Source organism: Insolitispirillum peregrinum, assembly GCF_900156605.1.
Classification (GTDB): domain Bacteria; phylum Pseudomonadota; class Alphaproteobacteria; order Rhodospirillales; family Rhodospirillaceae; genus Insolitispirillum; species Insolitispirillum peregrinum.
Genome location: NZ_FTOA01000009.1, coordinates 1 through 21,032 on the forward strand (window position 1 = coordinate 1; position 21,032 = coordinate 21,032).

The 21,032-nt window shown below is 63.4% G+C and carries 17 protein-coding genes; 12 read left to right on the forward strand and 5 right to left on the reverse strand.

The window, feature by feature from the left end:
• Positions 1-292: 292 nt before the first annotated feature.
• Together BW995_RS18295 and BW995_RS18300 are read right to left on the reverse strand one after the other, a co-directional pair.
• Positions 293-1,441: a serine hydrolase domain-containing protein gene (locus BW995_RS18295; protein WP_245821532.1), complete on the reverse strand. Its 1,149-nt coding sequence runs from the start codon at positions 1,439-1,441 to the stop codon at positions 293-295.
• 41 nt (positions 1,442-1,482) lie between these two features.
• A complete protein-coding gene (locus tag BW995_RS18300) occupies positions 1,483-2,694 on the reverse strand; it encodes an MFS transporter (protein ID WP_076401882.1) in 1,212 nt (403 codons plus the stop codon).
• Between the two features lie 139 nt (positions 2,695-2,833).
• Between BW995_RS18300 and BW995_RS18305 the strand changes: the two genes are divergently transcribed.
• The gene (locus tag BW995_RS18305) at positions 2,834-3,718 is read left to right on the forward strand and encodes a LysR family transcriptional regulator (protein WP_076401883.1); all 885 of its coding nucleotides are present in this window, start codon (positions 2,834-2,836) and stop codon (positions 3,716-3,718) included.
• Here the strand turns inward: BW995_RS18305 and BW995_RS18310 are convergent.
• Positions 3,713-4,669: a LysR substrate-binding domain-containing protein gene (locus BW995_RS18310; protein ID WP_245821533.1), complete on the reverse strand. Its 957-nt coding sequence runs from the start codon at positions 4,667-4,669 to the stop codon at positions 3,713-3,715. The two genes, BW995_RS18305 and BW995_RS18310, sit on opposite strands and share 6 nt — an antisense overlap.
• Before the next feature lie 219 nt (positions 4,670-4,888).
• Here BW995_RS18310 and BW995_RS18315 point away from each other — a divergent pair, with 219 nt between their 5' ends.
• The 10 genes from BW995_RS18315 (at position 4,889) to BW995_RS18360 (ending at position 16,854) form a co-directional block, all read left to right on the forward strand.
• Entirely contained in the window at positions 4,889-5,758 is an 870-nt protein-coding gene (locus tag BW995_RS18315; RefSeq protein ID WP_076401884.1) for a transporter substrate-binding domain-containing protein, read from the forward strand.
• Positions 5,689-6,507 (forward strand): aspartate/glutamate racemase family protein, encoded by an 819-nt coding sequence (locus tag BW995_RS18320; protein WP_281251152.1) that lies wholly within the window; start codon positions 5,689-5,691, stop codon positions 6,505-6,507. Before BW995_RS18315 ends, BW995_RS18320 begins: the two co-directional genes overlap by 70 nt.
• Position 6,508: 1 nt before the next feature.
• Positions 6,509-7,168 carry an amino acid ABC transporter permease gene (locus BW995_RS18325; protein ID WP_076401886.1) on the forward strand — a complete coding sequence of 220 codons (660 nt, stop codon included), beginning with the start codon at positions 6,509-6,511 and terminating at the stop codon, positions 7,166-7,168.
• A gap of 59 nt (positions 7,169-7,227) precedes the next feature.
• Positions 7,228-7,998 carry an amino acid ABC transporter ATP-binding protein gene (locus tag BW995_RS18330; RefSeq protein WP_076401887.1) on the forward strand — a complete coding sequence of 257 codons (771 nt, stop codon included), beginning with the start codon at positions 7,228-7,230 and terminating at the stop codon, positions 7,996-7,998.
• Positions 7,999-8,138: 140 nt separating this feature from the next.
• Positions 8,139-9,398 (forward strand): NAD(P)/FAD-dependent oxidoreductase, encoded by a 1,260-nt coding sequence (locus BW995_RS18335; protein WP_076401888.1) that lies wholly within the window; start codon positions 8,139-8,141, stop codon positions 9,396-9,398.
• Positions 9,399-9,497: 99 nt separating this feature from the next.
• Positions 9,498-11,258 (forward strand): thiamine pyrophosphate-binding protein, encoded by a 1,761-nt coding sequence (locus tag BW995_RS18340; RefSeq protein ID WP_076401889.1) that lies wholly within the window; start codon positions 9,498-9,500, stop codon positions 11,256-11,258.
• Between the two features lie 153 nt (positions 11,259-11,411).
• Positions 11,412-12,386, forward strand: coding sequence for a helix-turn-helix transcriptional regulator (locus BW995_RS18345; protein ID WP_245821534.1), 975 nt, complete (start codon positions 11,412-11,414; stop codon positions 12,384-12,386).
• A gap of 105 nt (positions 12,387-12,491) precedes the next feature.
• A complete protein-coding gene (locus tag BW995_RS18350) occupies positions 12,492-13,691 on the forward strand; it encodes an MFS transporter (RefSeq protein WP_076401891.1) in 1,200 nt (399 codons plus the stop codon).
• Between the two features lie 80 nt (positions 13,692-13,771).
• Positions 13,772-15,874, forward strand: coding sequence for a TonB-dependent receptor (locus tag BW995_RS18355; protein ID WP_076401892.1), 2,103 nt, complete (start codon positions 13,772-13,774; stop codon positions 15,872-15,874).
• A 5-nt stretch (positions 15,875-15,879) separates the two neighbouring features.
• The gene (locus tag BW995_RS18360; protein WP_245821535.1) at positions 15,880-16,854 is read left to right on the forward strand and encodes a class I SAM-dependent methyltransferase; all 975 of its coding nucleotides are present in this window, start codon (positions 15,880-15,882) and stop codon (positions 16,852-16,854) included.
• A gap of 4 nt (positions 16,855-16,858) precedes the next feature.
• On the opposite strand, the gene BW995_RS18365 is transcribed toward BW995_RS18360, so the two are convergent.
• Complete coding sequence (locus BW995_RS18365) at positions 16,859-17,779, reverse strand: LysR family transcriptional regulator (protein WP_076401894.1); 921 nt, start codon at positions 17,777-17,779, stop codon at positions 16,859-16,861.
• 141 nt (positions 17,780-17,920) lie between these two features.
• Here BW995_RS18365 and BW995_RS18370 point away from each other — a divergent pair, with 141 nt between their 5' ends.
• Positions 17,921-19,432 carry an MFS transporter gene (locus BW995_RS18370; RefSeq protein ID WP_076401895.1) on the forward strand — a complete coding sequence of 504 codons (1,512 nt, stop codon included), beginning with the start codon at positions 17,921-17,923 and terminating at the stop codon, positions 19,430-19,432.
• Positions 19,433-19,509: 77 nt separating this feature from the next.
• Here BW995_RS18370 and BW995_RS18375 read toward each other — a convergent pair whose 3' ends face one another.
• Complete coding sequence (locus BW995_RS18375; RefSeq protein WP_084194984.1) at positions 19,510-20,952, reverse strand: DegQ family serine endoprotease; 1,443 nt, start codon at positions 20,950-20,952, stop codon at positions 19,510-19,512.
• Between the last annotated feature and the right edge of the window lie 80 nt (positions 20,953-21,032).

Below are 21,032 nucleotides of genomic sequence, written 5' to 3' on the forward strand. Positions count from 1 at the left end.
AAATACAGAACAGCCCCTTGGCGCAAGCCGAGGGGCTGTTCTGTATTTAGCTTATGAGTTCAGATTTGAACTGACGAGGAAGTCAGGTCACCCGCAGGCGTCAGGAGGGCGCAGCCCTCCGCCCGGACGCCAAGGGCAGCGAAGCGTAAGCGAAGCAACATCTGGCCCCCGCAACCAAAATACCAAAAAGCCCCCCGGCTCACGCCAGGGGGCTTTTTGCATTCCCGCACCCACTCCCGGGATCAAAGGGCCCTGCGGCCCTTTGCGGGCGCGGGCAGAGCCCGCATAATTATTACCCCTCGTAGAATGCTCGGGTCAGATCATCGGGAAACCGCCCGCCGGGAGACTGACCCTCCAGCCCGGCATTGGTGAACGCCACGACTGTCAGCTCATTGATGGGATCGACGAACCACGAGTGCCCATAGGCTCCCCCCATCCGCCATGTGCTGACTGGTTCGGGGGACTGGGCGCTGACGGGATCGCGGAGCAAGGTAAAACCAAGGCCGAACCCACGGCCAGGCCACGGTAACAGGTCGATTTCCGGCGTCTGATCGGTCAGCATCGCCTGAATCTCGGCGGAGGACAGCAGCGGAAAGCCGCCGCTCCGCAGCATCTCAAGGACGGCAAGCAAGTCATTCGCAGAGCCAATCATCCCGGCTCCTCCCGATGGAAACGCATTGTCATCAAAGGCGCGGGCGGGGGCCATACGCAGTCCTTCCGAGCCTTCAACGAAGGGTAGGGGGATGATTTCGAGATCTGCCATGCGGCGTGGGACACCGCCATCATCAACGTAACCAGCGGCGAGTCGGTTAAAATCGCGAACGACGAAGGCCGTATCGGTCAATCCCAGTGGTTCCATCACCAGTCCCTGAATTGCTTTGGCGAGTGGCAGGTGGGTTGCATGCTCAATGACCAGCCCCAACACGTCGGTTGCCAGCGAGTAACTCCACGACGTTCCCGGCGCAAAAAGAAGAGGGATGGAGGAAATACGGCGGACATTGTCTTCCAGTGTTATATCGACGATATCCATGCCATCGGAGACGCCTGCCTGATGATAGGGGCCATCCGCCGGTTCGAGGAAGCCATACCCCAATCCCGCCTTATGGCTGAGCAGGTGGCGAATTGTGATGTCGCTTTGGCTGCCATCTGGTGACGATGGCCGGAAATCGGGCAGCCAACGGGTGACCGGTGCATCCAGTGCGAGGATGCCTTGTTTGACCAGAACCATTGCGGCAACAGAGATATAGACCTTTGATACCGAGGACAGGCGAAACAGCGAGTCTGGCGCCATGACCCGGCCTGCCTCACGATCGGCAAAGCCTGCGGCGCGGGTATAAAACGGCGTACCTCCCTTTGCCGCCAGAACCACGGTGCCGACGATACGGTGTTCGGCAAGGGCGGCGTCAATGGCGACATCAACACGACTGCTTACATCTTTCATCTGGAACATATCTTGGAAGACTCCGGGAAAGAGGAGGAAATTTATAGGTAGCGAGTGACTGGAAAGCCGTGTTGGCGCGCGTGCCCGACTGCCATCAGGGGCAGCACGAGCAGGCCAAACACGACAGGTGCGAACGCGCTGAGGCCGATTGTTTCCAGCAGAATGCCGCCGACGATGCCGCCTCCGGCAATGGCGATATTCCAGACGGTGACGAGCATCGATTGCGCAATGTCTGCGGCGTCAACAGAGGTCTTGGCGAGGGCTGTCTGGAACAGGGTTGCGGCGCCGCCGAATGACAGGCCCCACCCGGCGACAGCGCCATAGAGTGCAATCGGGATCTCTCCACAAAAACCAAAAGCGAGGGCGGCGAGGCCGAACAGAACGATGCTGGCCAGTGTCAATGCACGTAAATGCCGGTCTATCAGGGCACCGACGATCCATATGCCACCCAGCGAGGCCAATCCGAAAAGGAGGAGGATCAGGTCTGTCTTTTCATCCATCCTGACCGCGGCAAGGAAGGGCGCGATATAGGTGTAAAGAATGTTATGAGCCAGTACGAAGGCGAGGGTCACAAACAGGACCGGCCTGACGCCTGCGATACGGAACACTGCGCCAAGCCGATACCGCTTGTCAGCCGCGTGCCCGGGGAAATTCGGTACCGTCAACAGCACCCATACCACAAGGATCAGGCTCAGGATGCTCATCAGGCCAAAACTGGCCCGCCACCCGATGAAATGTCCGATGAACGTGCCCGCCGGGATACCGAGCGACAGGGCCAGCGGGGTGCCAACCATGGCGATGGCGATGGCGCGTCCCTTCATGGGCTCAGGGACCATGCGTGCCGCATAGCCCGCGAGGAGCGCCCAGAGAAGACCTGCCGAGATACCGGCGACGAACCGTGCGACCATCGTCAGGACATAGCTGCCCGAGATCGCTGTCAGGGTGTTGGCGAGGACAAAACCGATGATTGCGGCCAACAGGAGGGGGCGACGTTGCACCCTCTGGGTCGCTAGCGTGAGCGGGATGGCCGCCAGCAGCGAGCCAACAGCATAGATCGTCACCAGCTGACCGGCGAATGCCTGCGGCACCGACAGGTCGGCACTGATCTGCGGCAGCAGGCCAGCCGGCAGGGCTTCGGTCAGGATGGTGATGAAGCCAGCCGTCGCCAGAGCCAGCAGGGCGGGCAGGGGGAGGCGTTTGGGGGCGTTGCTGCTGCCTGTGGGGGATGGATTGTGGTCCAGTGTTGAGGTCATCGCTCCGTCTCTTTGCTCAGGGCGGTGCGAAACCACCACCCAAGGGTCTGGAGGCGATGATAGTCCTGCTGGAGTTTAACGATAATCAGGCTACAATTCAGAACATAGTGGACAAAATAGTCCGGAATGGATTTGGTGAATGGACACTCTGGGATCCCTCAATGCTTTTGTGCAGGCGGCAGAGGCACGCAGTTTCACGGCAGCAGGCAGGCACCTCGGGGTTTCGTCTTCGGCGGTCGGCAAGGCCATTGCCCGTCTTGAGGACCGACTGGGGGTGCGGTTGTTCCACCGTTCAACCCGCACGGTCACCCTGACGCCGGAGGGTGTCCTGTTCCTTGAACGGTGTCGCCGTATTTTCTGTGAGATCGAGCAGGCCGAAATGGAGCTGTCGCAGACGCGGAACGCGCCCAGTGGCAAGCTCAGGGTCAGCCTGCCGTTGGTCGGCATGCTGATGATGCCAACATTGTCTGCGTTCATGCGCGCCTGGCCGGAGATCGAACTGGACCTCGACTTTACCGACCGGCTGGTTGACGTGATTGAGGAAGGTTTTGATGCGGTCATCCGCACAGGCGAGGCGGGCGATTCCCGACTGATGATGCGCATTCTTGGCAGTTTTACCTATAGGCTGGTGGGGGCTCCCGAGTATTTCGAGACACACGGCATCCCCGAACAGGGGACCGATCTCGCCAGACATCGTTGCCTGCGTCACCGCTATCCGAGCACCGGAAAGCTGGAGGACTGGCCGCTGACAGGCCGAAAGAACCTTGACCTTCCGGTGACTGCAACATCAAGTGCAATCGAGCCGCTGGTTTATATGGCCGAGCAAGGTCTCGGTATTGCCTGTCTGCCAGATTTCGCGGTGCGTGACCGGATCGCAGCCGGAGCCTTGATAAGCGTTATGGAGGATCTGTTCAGTCCCCACGCCGGTACATTCCGGATTCTCTGGCCCTCAAGCCGTCAGATATCCCCGAAAATTCGTGTGTTTGTGGATTTCATGACCCAGGCGCTGTTTCGCTCCTCATAGGCGGCTTTTCTCGTTCTTTGGCCCACCGTGGCGCAGGTCGTGGGTTTGGCGCAGCAACCAGTCGCGCATCAGGATGATGTTGCTCTGATGGGCTTTGCGCTCCGGGTAGACGGCGAAATAGGAGTCACCAGAGGCAACCGGAGGTGCAAAAGGCAGATGGAGCAATCCTTGCTCCAGCTCGGTCTCAATGAAACAGGTGGGGACGACGGCAATGCCCAGCCCGTGAATGGCGGCATTGATCAGCATGTTGTTGTTGGCAAAACGGTTGCCCTGAATGGTCCCGGTGTAACTATGCCCGATCAGTTGCAGCCAGTGTAGCCACAGAGTAGACCGCCCGGAGTTTTGCAACATTGGATAGTGCCAAAAGGCTCCGGGGGCCTGCGGCTGATCGGGGGGGATCAGATCGGGGGATGCCACCACCGCCAGATATTCGGGGAACAACTCGACGGCGCGGGCATGCAGCCACGACCCGCCACCCCGCAGAATCGCCATATCGAGGCGGGTGGTTTCAAAATCGGTGTCGGCGTTGGCCACCAGAACTTCCAGCGGAATATCGGGATTGGCAGAGATGAACGAGCCCAACCGGGCGGGCAGCCAGCGTGCTCCCAGAACCGGATGGGTGCCAATCATCAGGGTGGCGTCGAGGGTGCGGCCACGGACGGCATCAATTGAAATTTCGTGCAGGCGGTCCAGAGCCAGGGCGAGATTGCGGTAATAGGTGGCTCCGACCTCGGTCAGCACCAGCCGGGGGCCAGAGCGGTGGAACAGGGTAACACCCAGAAAATCTTCAAGATTCTTGATCTGACGACTGATGCCGCTTTGGGTCAGCCCCAGATCATCGGCGGCCTTGGTGAAGTTCATGTAGCGGGCTGCTGCCTCGAAGGCATGCAGGGCTGACAAGGACGGCAAATAGCGGCGCATGGCAGGAATCCAGTGCAGAAAGATCATCATGAGTAAAAGTCATGTAACAGAGATTTTTCAATGTTTTAATTTTCAGGGTCACTCCAGTCACACTGTGGGTACAGCGATGATCGATACCAGTGGTTCGGCAAACGAATCCGGGTAGATCGCCTGAAAAATCAGATCGTTATCTCGATCCGTGGCCATGTGGGATGCCACGGGGGAGGCATCGGCAAGGGCTTCACGCAGTACGGCAAAAGGGGATCCATGATGATGAACAGGCGAGAATTTTCCGGCCTTCTGGGGCTGGCCGGGACCGGTGCGATGGCGGCGACGGCGGTCAGTGCCACCGTGGCGGCGGTGCCGTCTCCGGCTTCGGCACAACAGGCCTCAGGCTCAACGTTTGAGCGGATTCGCAGCACCAGAAAGCTGCGGGTGGCCGGGATCGTCGGCACCGAGCCTTACTATCACAAGGACATTGCCACCGGTGCATGGTCCGGCTTCTGCATGAGTATGGCGCAGGATCTGGCCAAGGCGATGGAAGCCGAGGTTGAAATCAGCGAGACCACCTGGGGCAACGCGGTGATGGATCTGCAATCGGGCAAGATCGACATCATGTTCGGCCTCAGCCCGACGCCGTCGCGGGCGCTGGTGGTGGAATTCACCCGTCCGATCATGCAGAACACTTTCACCATCATCGCCCGTCCGGGGCTGGAGCCAAAGACCTGGGACGAGCTGAATCGTCCGGAGATGAAGATTGCGGTGGATATCGGATCCACCCACGATCTGTTTGCCCGCCGCGTGCTGCCGAATGCCACTTTGCTGGCGCTGAAGACGCCGGATGAGGCAACGCTGTCGGTGCAGTCGGGCCGCGCTGATGCGGTGATTCAGGTGGCGATGCTGTCGCTGGTGACGGTGAAGAAAAACCCCAACGTCGGGAAAATCGTCGTTCCGGCCCCGCTGATCCGCCAGCCGACCTGCGCCGGGGTGCGGGCGGAAGAAAGCTCCCGCTTCCGTACCTTTGTTGATAACTGGCTGGAATTCAACCGCTCGTCCGGGGTGGTGTCGGGGTGGATCACCTCCAGTCTGGAACTGGTCGGGGTGCAAAAGCAGGATATCCCGGCGGACATCCAGTTCTGATCCACCGAAACACCGGCAGGGAGACCTCGGTAATGACCGCTCCGCTGGGCATTATCATGCTCGATACCGCCTTTCCCCGGCCCGTGGGGGATGTTGGCAATGCAGCCAGCTGGCCGTTTCCGGTGCTGTATCGCACGGTCCACGGAGCAACCGCCCGTCTGGTGGTCAGCGGGCAGGATGGTCCGTTGCTGGAGGCCTTTGCGGCGGCGGGGGAGGATTTGCGCCGCGCCGGAGCCTGCGCCCTGACCACCTCGTGCGGTTTTCTGGTGTTGCGGCAACAGGCGCTGGCCGCACGGGTGGGGCTGCCGTTGGCGACCTCCAGCCTGTTGCAGATTCCGGCAGTGGCGGCAACGCTGCCTGCGGGGCGGCGGGTTGGAGTGATCACCTATGATGCTGCCGCTCTCAGCTTGGCGCATTTTACTGCCGCCGGGCTGAGCGAGATCCCGCCGGTGGCGGGATTGCCACGCGGAGGGGCCCTCCATGGCATGATTGAGGACGGTGCCCCCTATGACCGTGCCGCACTGGCGGCGGAACTGCTGACGGTGGCAACAGGATTGATCTCCTCGGCTCCCGACATTGGCGCGCTGGTGCTCGAATGCACCAACCTGCCGCCGTTTTCGGCCCTGCTGGCCAAGGTTACCGGCCTGCCGGTCTACGATAGTCTGACTCTGGGCTGCTGGCTGCACGCCGCCGCAGTCCCCCCCGTCCGTTCCTCCATCGATTGTGATTCGGGGGCCGAAGGAAACTGACATGCAGTATCAATGGGATTTCGGGTTTCTGTTGCAGTACAAGGGGCTGGTTGGCATCGGTGCCCTGTATACCGTCGGTTTCACCATCCTGACGGCCCTGTCCGGGCTGGCGGTTGGCTGTCTGGTGGCGTTGTTGCGGCTGTCGCAGTGGCGTGCGGCAACGTGGGTGGTGACGGCCTTTATCGAAGTCTTTCGCTGTACGCCGGTGCTGGTGCAGCTGGTGTGGTGCTATTACGCCCTGCCGATGCTGACCGGGCTGGAACTGACCCCGGCAACGGCGGCCTTCCTGACCCTGACCCTGTATGGGGCGTCATTCTACGGTGAAATCATCCGGGGCGGGATCATCTCGGTTGATCTGGGGCAATGGGATGCCGGGCGGGCACTGGGAATGCGGCGGTCGCAACTGATGCGTCGGGTGGTGTTGCCGCAGGCCTTTCGGCGGATGGTGCCGCCACTGGTCAACCAGACGGTCCTGCAGTTGAAAAACACCTCGCTGCTATCAGTGCTGGCGGTGCCGGACCTGCTGTATCAGGGCCAGTTGATCACCTCGGCCAGTTACCGGCCACTGGAAACCTACACCATGATTGCGGTGATCTATTTCGCCATCCTGTTCCCGCTGACGCGGCTGGCCCATCGGCTGGAAGCCCGTCCGGGCCACTGAACAGGGAAACTCTTCTGCCCGGCACAGCCTGTGCCGGAGCTGACCGGAAGGCATCAACCATGTCCAACACCCGGATGATCGAGCTGATCGGGGTGCAGAAATCCTTCGGCACCCTGCAGGTTCTCAAAGACATCTCCCTGACCGTCGATAAAGGGGCGGTGGTCGCCCTGATCGGCCCCAGTGGCTCGGGCAAGTCCACCCTGCTGCGCAGCATCAACCTGTTGACCGTGCCGAACAGCGGTTACATCCGTGTTGGCGACCATGCGATGGATTTTTCCAGCACTCAGACCTTGCCGCGTGACCGCGAACTGGCGGCGTTCCGCGCCCGCACCGGGATGGTGTTTCAGGGCTTTAACCTGTTCCCGCACATGACGGTGGAGCAGAACGTGATGGAAGGCGCGGTGACGGTGCTGCGCACTCCCAAGGCCGAAGCGCGGGAGCTGGCGTTGTCGCTGCTGGGCAAGGTGGGACTGGCCGACAAGGCGGCGATGCGGCCGGACAGTCTGTCTGGTGGGCAAAAGCAGCGGGTGGCGATTGCGCGGGCGCTGGCGATGAAGCCTGAGGTGATGCTGTTTGACGAAGCGACCTCGGCCCTCGACCCCGAACTGGTGGGGGAAGTGCTGGCGGTGATCCGCTCGCTGGCGGCGGATGGCATGACCATGTTGCTGGTGACGCACGAAATGGCCTTTGCCCGCGACGTTGCCGACCGGGTGGTGTTCATGCGGGACGGCTGCGTGGTGGAAGAAGGCGAGGCCCGGCAGGTGATCGAGCAGCCAGCGCATCCGGCGACGCAGGCATTTCTCAGTCATTTCCATAACGGGCTGTCCTGACGGGGCGGTCGGCCCGGTCTGTTTTTGATGACACTGTGGGATGGTGGCCTTTCCGGCCCGGCGAACTGCCGGGCGCGGACCCCTGGCTGCGTCCCGATCTGGTCCCGGCGCTGTCCGATGGACCGGGAAGGAAGGGTAAGATGCGGATAGCGGTGATTGGGGCGGGGATTATCGGGGTGAGTTGCGCGCTGGAGCTGGTGCGTGATGGTCATCGGGTGACACTGATTGACCCCGGTCCTGCCGGTGGACGCCAGTCCGCCAGCTATGGTCATGGCTGCTGGATCAGTCCGGCCTCGGTGGTGCCGATGTCGATGCCGGGCCTGTGGAGACAGGTGCCGGGGTATCTGCTCAATCCACGCGGGCCGCTGGTGATCCGCTGGCGCTTCCTGCCGCGTCTGCTGCCGTGGCTGTGGCGCTTCCTGCTGGCCGGAGCAACAGTCAAGCGGGTGGAGCGCACCGCCCGTGCCTTGGCAGACCTGTTGTCCGACAGCCCGGCCCGACACGCTGCTCTGGCCGCCGAGGCCGGAGTGCCCGAACTGATCCGGCAGGATGGCCTGCTGTATGCCTATCCTGATCGGGCGGCCTTTGAGGCGGAAGCCCTGTCGTGGCACCTGCGCCGGATCACCGGGCTGCGCTGGCAGGAACTGGACCGGGCTGCGCTGGAAGCGCGCGAGCCGGATTTGGCACCGCATTACCGCTTTGGGGTGCTGGCGGTTGATGGTGCCCACTGTACCGATGCCGGGCGTTACGTGGCGGCACTGGCCGCTGCTGCACAAATGGGGGGAGCCACGATCACGACCGCCACGGCCACCGGCTTTGTGTTTGCAGATGACCGGCTGAAGGCAGTAACGACCGATGCCGGACGGGTGGACTGCGAGCGGGCAGTGCTGGCCGGTGGAGTGTGGTCGCAGGATCTGGCCCGCCAGTGTGGCGATGCGGTGCCGATGGAATCCGAACGTGGCTATCACAGTGTGCTGGCTGATCCGGTGGTGGGGCCTCGGTACCCGGTGATGCCCAGTGATGGCCGGATGGCCAACACCCCGACCACCGCCGGATTGCGATTGTCCGGGCAGGTGGAACTGGCGTCGGTGGCGGCCGAACCAGACTGGCGACGGGCCGATATTCTGACCGGCCATGCCGCCACCACCTACCCCGGGCTGGCGGCGGGCGGCGGCCCGGTGGCGGATGATTGCTGGATGGGCCATCGCCCGTCCACCCCGGATGGTTTGCCGGTGATTGGCCGCTCGGCCCGCAGCCCGGATGTGGTTTATGCCTTTGGGCACGGACACGTCGGCTTTGCCAGCGGTCCGAAAACCGCACGGCTGGTGGCTGACCTGCTGGCCGGGCCGGGGGATGCCGAGGGGCTGGCCCCGTATGCGGCGGCCCGCTTCCGGCGATGATGACCCGGTAATACTCCCGTTTTTCCGATGATCTGTGGACGCCCCTGCCGATGGCGGACGGGGATGCTCCTTCCTTGCCTTTTTCAATGGAGTGAGACAATGCGCGGTGCGGATATTCTGGTCGAAATGCTGATCGGATACGGCGTAGAGGTGGTGTTTGGCGTTCCCGGTGACACCAACGTGCCGTTTTACGAAGCCCTGCAACAGCGGGAAGGCGCGATCCGCCATGTGATGGCCCGCGATGAACGCTCTGCCGGGTACATGGCCGATGCCTATGGGCGCTTCACCAACAAGCCCGGGGTGTTTGAATGCCCGTCGGGGGCTGGCGCGATGTATTCGCTGCCGCCGGTGGCCGAGTCCAATGCGTCATCGGTGCCGGTGATCCTGCTGACCATTGACATTCCGTTGCCCGGCGAAGGGCGCGGGGTGCTGACCGAGCTGGACTGTGCCCGCCTGTTCGAGCCGGTGACCAAGCTGTCGGTGCAGGTGAAAACCCCGGAAAAGCTGCCGGAGATCATCCGTCGGGCCTTCCGGGCCGCCTGTTCCGGCAAGCCGGGGGCGGTGCATCTGCAAATCCCGGAAGACATGCTGCTGGCCGACGTCGATCCGGCCCGGGTGTCGTTGCATGTCGAAGAGGAATGCCGGACCTTCCCCGCCTATCCGACCCTGCCCGCGCCGGAAAAGCTCGACAGCCTGCTGGCCCTGCTGACCTCGTGCGAGCGGCCTTTGATCGTTTCCGGCGGCGGCGTCAATCGCTCCTGCGCCGGGCCCGAGGTGCAGGCGCTGGCCGAGCGGCTGAACATTCCGGTGTGCACCACCATGACCGGGCAAGGCACCATGCCCGACGATCACCGGCTGGCGGTCGGGGTGATTGGCGACAACGGTTTTCATCCCCACGCCAACTGGGCGCTGGAGCATGCCGACTTCGTGCTGTTCATCGGCTCGCGGGTCGGGTCGGTGGTGACGATTGGCTGGACCTTCCCGAAAATCACCCTCAACAAGCGGGTGGCCCAGATCGACATCGACCCCGAGATCATGGCCAACAACTATGAAAACGTGCTGTCGGTGCAGGGCGATGCCCGGCTGGTGGTGCAGCGGCTGGTGGCGATGGCCGACGCAGCCGGTGGCAGCGACCCGGCGCGGACGCAAGGCTGGGTGGACGAGTTGAACGCGCTGCGGGCGACGTTCTGGGACAATGCCGAGACGTTGCTGTCCAGCGATGCCCGGCCCCTGCGGCCCGAACGGGCGGTACGCTGCTTTAACGAGGCACTGGAAGCCTCCGGGCAGGCGGCGCACATCTATTCCGACGCCGGGACCCCGACCCCGCACATGACCCGCTTTTTGCGCCTGAAAGACCGCACCACCCGCTTTGCCATCCCGCGCGCTTTTGGCGGGTTGGGGTCGGCGCTGCCTGCCACGGTGGGGGCATGGTTTGCCGACCAGAGCCGCCGTCCGATCGGCATGTTTGGCGATGGCTCGTTCGGAATGACGGTGGGCGAGATGGAAACCCTGGTCCGCCTGAATGTCCCGGCCATCCTGCTGCTGTTCAACAACGGCACCTTTGGCTGGATCAAGGGGCTGCACCGCCTGCGCGGCCATAACCAGTGCTTCAGTGTCGATTTTACCCCGCCGCGCGGACAGGCGATTGCCGAAGCGTTTGACCTCAAGGCCTGGACCGCCACCTCGGCAGCGGAACTGGATGCGGCACTGGCCGAGGCCTTTGCTTATACCGGTGGGCCGTGCCTGATCGACATCCATGTGGAATCCATCGCCGACCGGGTGCCACCGGTCTATTCGTGGCTGACCAAGCGGGGGCGTGACCCGCTGTCAGTAGAGGCTGAAGAGGTGCGGTATTTCTGATCCAGAGCCTGTTCCGGGCCGCTGACCGTTTATGATCACCGGCCCGGAACAGGCTCCCCCGAAACGATGGCATGATATGCAAATGACTATTATTTTCATATTTGGGCTGCTATCGTCTCCGCTTTCGCTGGGGAAATTGCGGAGCGGATGCCCATGCCGGACAACAGGCATGATCTGAAATCATCAGCTGGGATGGATGTGCTGCGGGTTGATTCTCGTCTGTTGGCGCGTTTTCAGCCCGATGCCGGTGGATGGCAGGACAACACCCTGCCGGTTGCCGGAGGGCAGGTGTGTTTCCGCACCGGACAGATTGGTGCAGGCATCACCGCCACCCGCAGCGAGTGCCGGATACAGACGGAGTTCCGCTCGCATGTGGAGCATCTGGCGCCGGTGGGAGTGCTGGCCTTTGGCCTGAGCGGGACCAGCCTGTTCGGGTTCGATCACGGCGAGCCAGCCCATGCCATCCGACCGGGAGAGGTGTGGCTGTTCCGGGTCAACAGCGGGGCAATGGCACGCAGAACGCCTGCGCAGGATGCCGCCAGCATGGTGGCGATCAAGTTTGATGTGGCACGAGTTGCGGCCGTTCTGGAACCCTCGGCCCCTGACTGGGAACAGTCTGGCACCCGCGCCATCCGGTTGGGGCGGTGGCAGTCCGACCGGGAGGACGGGCTGCGGGCCTTTTTGGGCAATCCGTTGCGCTCGCCGGTGGATCGACTGATGGCCGAAAGCCAGTCGCTGGGGTTGCTGGCACGCTGGTTGGCGCCGTTGCCGTCGGCACCACAGCTCGATGATGGCATTCTGGGCCGGGAAGAACGGCGAGCGGTGATGCGGGTGGTGGACCGGTTGGTGTCGGATGTCTGTTATCCGCCGTCGCTGGAGCAACTGGCCGCACTGGCGGGGATGAGCCATGCCCGCTTGAACCGTTGTTTCCGCCGCCTGTATGGCAAGACGGTCTTTGCCTGGCTGCGCGATCACCGTCTGGAGCAGGCACACCGCCATTTGCGCGACGATACGGCGAGTGTGACCGAGATTGCCTTCCTGTGTGGCTTCAGCAGTTCCAGCCATCTGGCGGCAGCGTTCAAGGAGCGCTACGGCTGCTGTCCGGCGGATGTACGGCACCATCGTTGAGCAGACCATTCGCCGCCTGTTGCTCTCCGTTCGTCCGATGATGGCGGCGGGCGGCTGGAAAACGCCATCGTGGGGCGTTTTGATCCTCGATAACAGGAAAACTCCATGTCTCAGGACTTCAATGCGCCCCCGGCAGGTCGCCGGGCATTGGCGATTCCGGCCCTTCTGATGCTGTTGGCGGCCAATGCGGTTGCCCATTCTTTCGTGCTGATCGTGTTGCCGCCGCTGGGCCGCAAGATGGGGCTGGCGGACCTGCAGACCGGGATGGTGATCGGGCTGTCGGCCCTGATGCTGACCCTGTCCGGGCCAGTGTGGGGGCAGATTTGCGAACGATGGGGCCGACGTCCGGTCCTGTTGAGCGGGCTGGCGGTGGCGGCCCTGTTTCCGGCTGTGCTGGCGGTGATCCTTACCGCTGCCCTGTCGTCGGCGCTGACGGTGGGAATGGTCTTTGCCGTGCTGCTGCTGGCGCGGCTGGGGCAGGCGGTCGGAACCGGTGGCATCATGCCTGCGGCACAAGCCTATCTGGCCGACAGCACCAGTGCAGGGCGGCGGGCGGCAGGCATGGGGCTGATGGGGGCGGCGTTCGGGGCGGGACTGGTGATCGGTGGCGCGTTGGCGTGGCGTTTGGGCAGCACGCAGGCGGTGCCTGCCCTGCTGGCGATCTCGCTGCTGATTTGTGTCGGGCTGGCGGTGGCATGGCGGCTGTTGCCGGAACCACCACGGGCACCTGTTCCGGCAGAGGCAGCCAGACTGCGGGTGGCGTCGTTGTGGCCGTTCCTGCTGACCACCCTGTGCGGGGTGGCGGTGTATGCGCTGGTCCAGCAGGTGACCGCCCTGCGCTATCAGGATGACTTCGGCCTGTCGCTGGACGAATCCATCGGGCGCAGCGGGGCCACCCTGATGCTGACCATGGCGGTGATGATTGTGACGCAAGGGGTGTTTGTCCGTCGTCTGGGCTGGCAGCCATCCCGGCTGGTGCGGGTCGGTGCCGTTGGGGGCCTGCTGGCGATGGTGGTGGCGACCGTTGCCCCGTCGATCCCGGTCCTGATGGCGGCGATGGCCGGGCTGGGCGCGTTTCTGGGGCTGTTGCTGCCGGGCAATCTGGCGGCACTCAGCCTGCGGGCTGGGGCGGGAGCACAGGCAAAGGTCGCCGGGCTGAATGCCATCGGGCAAGGGTTGGGGATGGCGGCTGGCCCGGTGATGGGGGCGGCGCTGCATCAGCTTTCTCCGGCGGCGCCGTATGGCATGGCTGGTCTGTTGCTGCTGGTGATCTGTGTTCTGGCCTTTCGTCCGTTCGCCCGATGATGGTCGGCGTTCGCCATCTGGCAGCGGGCGCAGCAAGGATTCCCATAATGGCGCGCAGGTCCATTGGGGAGAACTGACTGATGACCGTATATTCGTTGCGCTCGGTCCTGCTGCTGTCGGTATCGGCACTGGGAATGCTCACCGGCCCGGCCCGGGCAGAGGAGCAGGCCGCCGGGCAACCGCAGGCGGGGGCCATCGAGCTGGCCCCTGTTGTGGTGGATGCCCGCCAGTGGCAGGAAGACGTTCAGCGCGTTCCCGGCGCGGTGGATGTCCTTGCCACCGACAGCTTGGGAAACCCGCTGTCTGACAGCCTTGGCGCGATTCCCAAAGTGTCGCCCAATGTGCAGATCGAACAGTCGTCGGTACAGACGCGGGTGGTGATCCGGGGCATGACCAGCGCCAATACCGCGTTGCAGGACCCGGTGGGGTACTTTGTCAACGATGTTGCCTTGCCGCATGGAGTCTCGCAGGCTCCTCAGTTGTTTGATAGCACGCAGATGACGATTCTGAAGGGACCGCAAGGGGCACTGTACGGGCGCAATACCGAAGCCGGGGCAATCAAGGTTTCGACGCAGGACCCCGACTGGACCCCGACGGCATCGGCCAGTCTGGCGACCAGCGCCAGGGATGGCGTTGATGACTGGGCACCGGCGGTGGTGGCTGCCGGTCGGCTGTCGGGGGCAGTGGTGGAAGACAGGCTGGCGGCCTCGCTGGCCTTCCGCACCGAACAGAGTGATGGTGTTCACCACAACCTGTTCGACGGTGCCAGCGATGGCGGCAAGACCGATCGCTGGACCCTGTCCACCGGTCTGGCGTTGCAGGCGGGGCCAGAGACCGATGTGACGCTGAAAAGCGTGGTCGAGCAGAACAACAACGGCAAACAGCGGATGCGCTATCTGACCGGGCCTTACGCCACCGGGCGCAATACCACCAACTACAACACTGTCTCGTGGGATGACAGCACCTCGGCGATCCAGTCGCTGAAGGTCGAGCATCACCTTGATGACCTGACCCTGACCAGCATCACCGGCTGGACCCATTATGAGCGCGACTTCCAGATGGATCTGGATGGCGGACCTCTCAAAACCCTGCCCAACCTGCTGTCCCATCAGGATGATGCGCTGTCGCAGGAAATCCGCCTGGCCTCGCCGGATCAGGACAGCGGCCTGCGCTGGCTGGCGGGGCTGTATGCCTATCAGGAATGGACTGATCTCGACTATCAGAGCGGCACCCCACGGGTCGGGCGGACGACCGAAATCGACCAGAGCGGACTGGCCGCCTTTGGACAGGTGGAGGTTGCGCTAACCGACCGCTGGCGGGCCGGGGTGGGCAGCCGGGTGGAGTGGATCAGGCAAAACGGTGCGCAGACGCTGGTCAGTTCGACCGGGCAGAGTGCCTATGAGCAGACGCTGGAGCAGGTGACCCTGCTGCCCCGCTTGACCCTGTCCTATGACCTGCAACCGGGAACCATGCTGTATGGGTCCTATGCCCGTGGCTACCTGCCGGGGGGCTATAACTATGGCATGGCCACCAGTGCCAGCACCCTGACCTTTGACCCCGAATATAGCTGGACGGCGGAAATCGGTGCCAAGGGGCGGTTTGCGCAGGACCGGCTGGGGGCATCGCTGGCGCTGTTCCGCACGGTGACCACCGACAAGCAGATCCTCGATCTGGTGCCGGGGGGAACGCAGACCATCAGCAATGCGGCTCAGGCCGAGATTTATGGGCTGGAAGTCTCTGCCGATGCCCGGCTGAGTGAGCGGTGGACCTCGTTCGCCACCCTTGGCCTGCAACACGGCGAGGCAACCTCGTACACCACCAATGTGTCACAGGGCGGCACTCTGGTCAGCACCGACCTGTCGGGCAACCGTCTGCCGATGTCGGCCAGTTCGACCTACTCGCTGGGGGTGCGCTACGACGAGGGCGAGGGATGGTTCGGGCAGGCCAGCGTCAACGGGTCCAGCCCGTATTATTTCGACAGCCAGAACACCCTGAAACAATCGGCCTTTGCCACCGTCGATGCCGAGATCGGTCATCGCTTTGACAGTGTGGAGCTGTCGCTGTGGGCGGCGAACCTGTTTGGGGAAAATGTTTATAGCCGGGCCGTGTCGGCACCGCTGGGGATCATTGCCGAAGACGGTGCCCCGCGTGAAATCGGCCTGCGCCTTTCGGCCACATGGTGAGCGTGATGATCTCTGTTCCTGCGATGCTGTTTGACCTGATTCAAGCCCCCCTGCGCTGGCAGGTTTTGAATGCCGGTCTGCAGCTTGACCTGTTCGACCGCCTGACCGATGGCTGCGATGTGGCTGAGCTGGCCGCCAGTCTGGGGCTGGATCAGCGGCGGCTGATGGTGGTGCTGGATGCCCTGTGCGCGATGGAGCTGCTGGACAAGCAGGGCTGCCGCTATCAGTTGGCGGCCTCGGCAGCCCCCTATCTGCGTTCGGACAGCGACCGCTCACTGCGCCCGATGCTGCAAACCCTGCCGCTGTTGCGCCATGCCGATGTGCTGGCCGTGCTGCGCGGGGAGGGGGCCGAGACGCCGCCTGACCTGTCCGACCCGGCGTTCTGGGACCGCTCGGCAGCCAGCTTGCGCTCCTTCCATCGTGGCATGGGGGTCGATCTGATGATTGGCCTGCTGGAGAGCCTGCCGGAATGGCCGTCTGTCCGGCGGGTGCTTGATCTGGGGGCCGGATCGGAAACCCTGGCTCTGCGGATCATTGACCAGCGCCCGCAGAGGACGGTCACCGTGCTTGACCTGCCGCCACTGGCGGCGCGGATTGCCGGGGCGGTTGATGATCGGGTGCGGGTGATCAGCGGTGATTTCAATGAGACCGACCTTGGCGGACCGCATGACCTGATCTGGGCCTCGATGACCCTGTATTTCGCCCGCGACCTGACCGCCGTCCTGCGCAAAGCCCGGCAGGCTCTGGCCGCAGGCGGGGTGTTTGTCAGCCTTCACGAGGGCCTGACCCGTCAGAAGACCGCCCCGGAAAGTCATGTCATCGGGCGGCTGGTGCCCGCGTTGCGCGGGGTGAACGTGTCTTTCGAGCACGGACAGATTGCCACCGCCCTGCGGCAGGCTGGCTTTGCCGAGGTCGAAAGCAGACAGGTGGCAACACCGTTTGGTCTGATCGAACTGGATGTGGCGCGGGGGGAGGGTTGACCGGTCAGGGATCAAGGCCCGGCAACGTGCGGCAGTCACTGGCAAACAGGCGCTCGGCGATGTAATCGACGAACACACGGATTTTCGGTGATAAATGGCGGTTGGAGGGCCAGATCAGGTTGAACTGGCCCGGTGCATCGAGGAAGTCACGCAGCACCGGAACCAGTTCACCCGAGGCCAGCAGGGAGTCTGCCAGAAAGTCGGGCATGCAGCCGATACCAAGCCCACGGGCAACGGCACCGCGAACGGCCTCCATGTTGTTGGAGGTCATCACATGTCGGATGGGGGCATCCGCTTCGCCTTCGGCCCGGCGCAAGGGCCAGACCTGCAACTTGCCTGAGTTCGGATAGCGAAAGGCGATCCCGTGGTGGTGGGCCAGATCGCGCGGGCAATGCGGGATGCCATGGCGGGCGATATAGGCCGGTGCGGCGCACAGCAGCAGCTGGAACGGGCGCAGGGCCCGGACCATGGTCCGGCTGTCCGGCAACTGGCCGCTGCGGATGGCGACATCGACGCCGTCCTCGATCAGATCGACGATCCGGTCGTTGAAGTCGAAGTCCAGGTCGATATCCGGGTAACGGGCCATGAACTCCGGCAAGACCGGCAGGAGCAGGTGATAGGCGATGATCGGGCAGGAAACCCGAAGATGCCCGCGTGGGGTTTCCCGTGTGCGCAGCAGGCTTTCATGGGCGTCGTCCAGGTCGTCAAGGATGCGCCTGCAGCGTTCATGAAAGGCGCGCCCTTCTTCGGTCAGGCGCAGGCTGCGGGTCGAGCGTTGGAAGAGCCGCACGCCAAGCTGGCTTTCGAGTTTGCTGACCGCCTTGCCAACGGCGGACGGCGACAGGTGCAACACCCGGCCTGCCGCGGCGAAACTGCCAAGATCAGCCGTTCGGACAAAGGCCGACAGTCCAGCAAGACGGTCCATGGCAGGTTCCATTCCGGTATTTTATTCCGTATTGATCGGAAATATGGCGATCTTATCACCCATTCGATCCTCCGTACACTGATCGGGACGCGGGATGCCGGTTGGTTCCCTTTTGCCTTCCTCTGATCACACGGACCTTTGATGTCTCATTCTTCTGTCACACCTCCGCGTGGGGCACGCCAGACCCTGACGCTGCTGGCCGTCTGTCTGGCCGCCATCGCCATGCCGCTGACCTTTACCGGGACGGCGGTTGCCTTGCCTGCCATCGGTCGGGCCCTTGGTGGTGGCCCGGTTGCGATGGCCTGGGTGACCAATGCCTTCATGCTGACGTTTGGTTCAGCCCTGATGGCGGCAGGGGCGCTGGCCGACAGTTACGGGCGTCGCCGGATCTTTCTCGGTGGGGCACTGCTCTTTGCGCTGTTTTCGCTGGCTCTTGTTTTTGCCCCCACCATTCTGGTTTTTGACCTGTTGCGGGGAGGTCAGGGGCTAGCGGCTGCGGCAGCTTATGCGGGGGGCATGGCGGCCTTGGCGCAAAGTTTTGAGGGGCGCGCCCGCCTGCGTGCCTTCAGCCTTGTCGGCACCAGCTTCGGGATCGGTTTGTCCCTTGGTCCGGTAGCTTCCGGGGTGCTTATGTCTGCCTTTGGCTGGCGCAGTATCTTCCTTTCTGTTGTGGCTGTTACGATGGTCGCCTTCCTGCTTGGGCGGAACACTTTGTCCGAAAGCCGTGATCCGGATGCGGCTGGCCTTGACTGCTGGGGGGTGTGCAGCTTCACGGCGATGCTGGCCTTTTTCACCTGTGCCATGCTCCTTGTCCCCGCTCGGGGCTGGAGCAACAGCCTGAGTCTGGCACTGTTTTTTTGTGCGGCCCTGTGTCTGCTGGCGTTTGTGCTGATCGAGCGTACCAGTCTCCGGCCCATGCTCGACCTGACGCTGTTTCGCTATCCCCGTTTTGTCGGAGTGCAATTGCTGGCCGCCGCCCCGGCCTATGGCTTTGTGGTGCTGCTGATTCTGTTGCCGTTGCGTTTTGTCGGCATTGAAGGCATAGGGGAAGTCTCTGCCGGACTGCTGATGATTGCCCTGTCGGCGCCCCTGCTCGTGCTGCCGATGCTGGCGGGGGCTTTGACCCGCTGGCTGCGGCCCGCAGCGATCTGTGGCGTTGGGCTGGCGATGTCGGCTGGTGGTCTGTGCTGGTTGGCGCTGACACCGCCGGGGCTGTCCTCGTGGGCCATGGCCGTGCCGATGCTGCTGATCGGTGCTGGTATGGCTCTGCCCTGGGGATTGATGGACGGGCTGGCGGTCAGTGTGGTGCCAAAGGAACGGGCCGGGATGGCGACGGGTATCTTTTCAACCGTGCGCGTTGCAGGGGAAGGGGTAGCGCTGGCGGTGGTCGGTGCGATCCTTGCCATGTTGACCGCCCACAAGATCGGTATGGCCGGACTGGCGGGTTCGGCACTCGCGGCGGGGCAGCGGCTGGCAGGTGGTGATCTTGCCGGGGCGTTGCTGGCGGTGCCCGGCGCTGAACGCGGGCTGCTGATGGCGCTCTATGGCGAGGCGTTTGGTCAGCTGCTCTTCGGCCTTGCCCTGATTACCGTGGTGACGGCAGGCGTGGTGTTCCTGTTCCTGGGACAGGACGAGACAGACGGCAACACGTGAGCCTCGGCCATTGGCGCAGCAAAAAGCCCCCCGGTTGATCGCCGGGGGGCTTTTCCTGTTGTGGCTATGGGACGCGCTTATTCGGTCAGCGGCAGAGCCACAAAGCGCATGCCCGAGCTGTTCTGAACCAGCAGAAGCAGCGATTTGCGACCGGTTTCCTTGGCCTTGGCCGCCTGAGCGGTCAGGTCGGCCGGGGCGGTGAGGGCGGTCTGGTTGGCCTCGACGATCACATCGCCCTGACGCAGACCTTTTTCGGCGGCCTGACTCTTGGCGTTGACGTCGGTCACCACCAGCCCCTTGGCATCGGCGGGGATGTCAAAGCGTTCGCGGCTGGCGTCACTCAGCGGGGCGACGTTGATGCCCAGCGCGGCAATGGCGGTATCACCGACTTCGGCGGTCGGGGCGGCCTTGGCCGGGGCTTCGCTGTCCTGTTCGTCTTCTTCGGCCAGCTCGCCGACGGTGACTTTCAGGGTCTTGCGTTCACCGTTGCGCCAGACTTCCATCGACACCTTGGAACCGATTTCGGTTTCGGCGACGATGGCGGGCAGGCGGCGCATGTCCTTGATCTCGCGACCGTTGAACTCCAGCACCACATCCCCGACCTGCACGCCAGCCGTAGCAGCCGGGCTGCCGTCCTGGATCGAGGATACCAGCGCACCATAGGTCCGCTTCAGCCCGAGGCTTTCGGCGATTTCGTCGCTGACGGTCTGGATGCGCACCCCCAGCCAGCCACGGCGGGTCTTGCCGTACTTGCGCAGATCGGTCAGCACCTGCTTGGCGAGGTTGGCAGGGGTGGCAAAGCCGATTCCGACCGAGCCGCCCGACGGCGAGAAGATGGCGGTGTTGATGCCGATCACTTCGCCGTCCATGTTGAACAGCGGACCACCCGAGTTGCCACGGTTGATCGAGGCATCGGTCTGGATGAAGCTGTCATAGGGACCGGCGTTGATGTCGCGGGTCTTGGCCGAGATGATCCCGGCGGTGACGGTGCCGCCCAGACCGAACGGGTTGCCGATCGCCATCACCCAGTCACCAACGCGGGCCTGATCGGAATCGCCAAAGCTGACCGAGGGCAGCTTGCGCTTGGTGTCAACCTTCAGCAGGGCCACGTCAACCTTGGCATCCCGACCGACCACTTCGGCCTTCAGCACGGTATCGTCGTACAGGATGACGGTGATTTCTTCGGCGTCCTGAATGACGTGGTTGTTGGTGACGATATAGCCTTCGGGGTCGATGATGAACCCCGAGCCGAGTGAAGTGGCGCGGCGGGGAATGGCGTTCTGGTTGTTGCCATTGCCGTTGCCACGCTTGTCGAAGAATTCCTTGAAGAACTCGTCAAACGGCGAGCCGGGGGGGAACTGCGGCATTTCCGGGCCGCGGTCGGACATGATGGTGGTGGTGGAAATATTCACCACAGCGGGTTGCAGGCGCTCGGCCAGATCGGCAAAGCCGTCCGGGGTGCCGCGGGCGTGGGCGGGGCTGGCGGTCAGGGTGGCCACGGTCAAGGACAGGACCATCATGGCCGCGACCAGCAACGACCAGGGCTTGCTTGCTCCACCGGGGATGCGGGCTTTTGCCCGTTCCGGGTATCCGGGGTTCA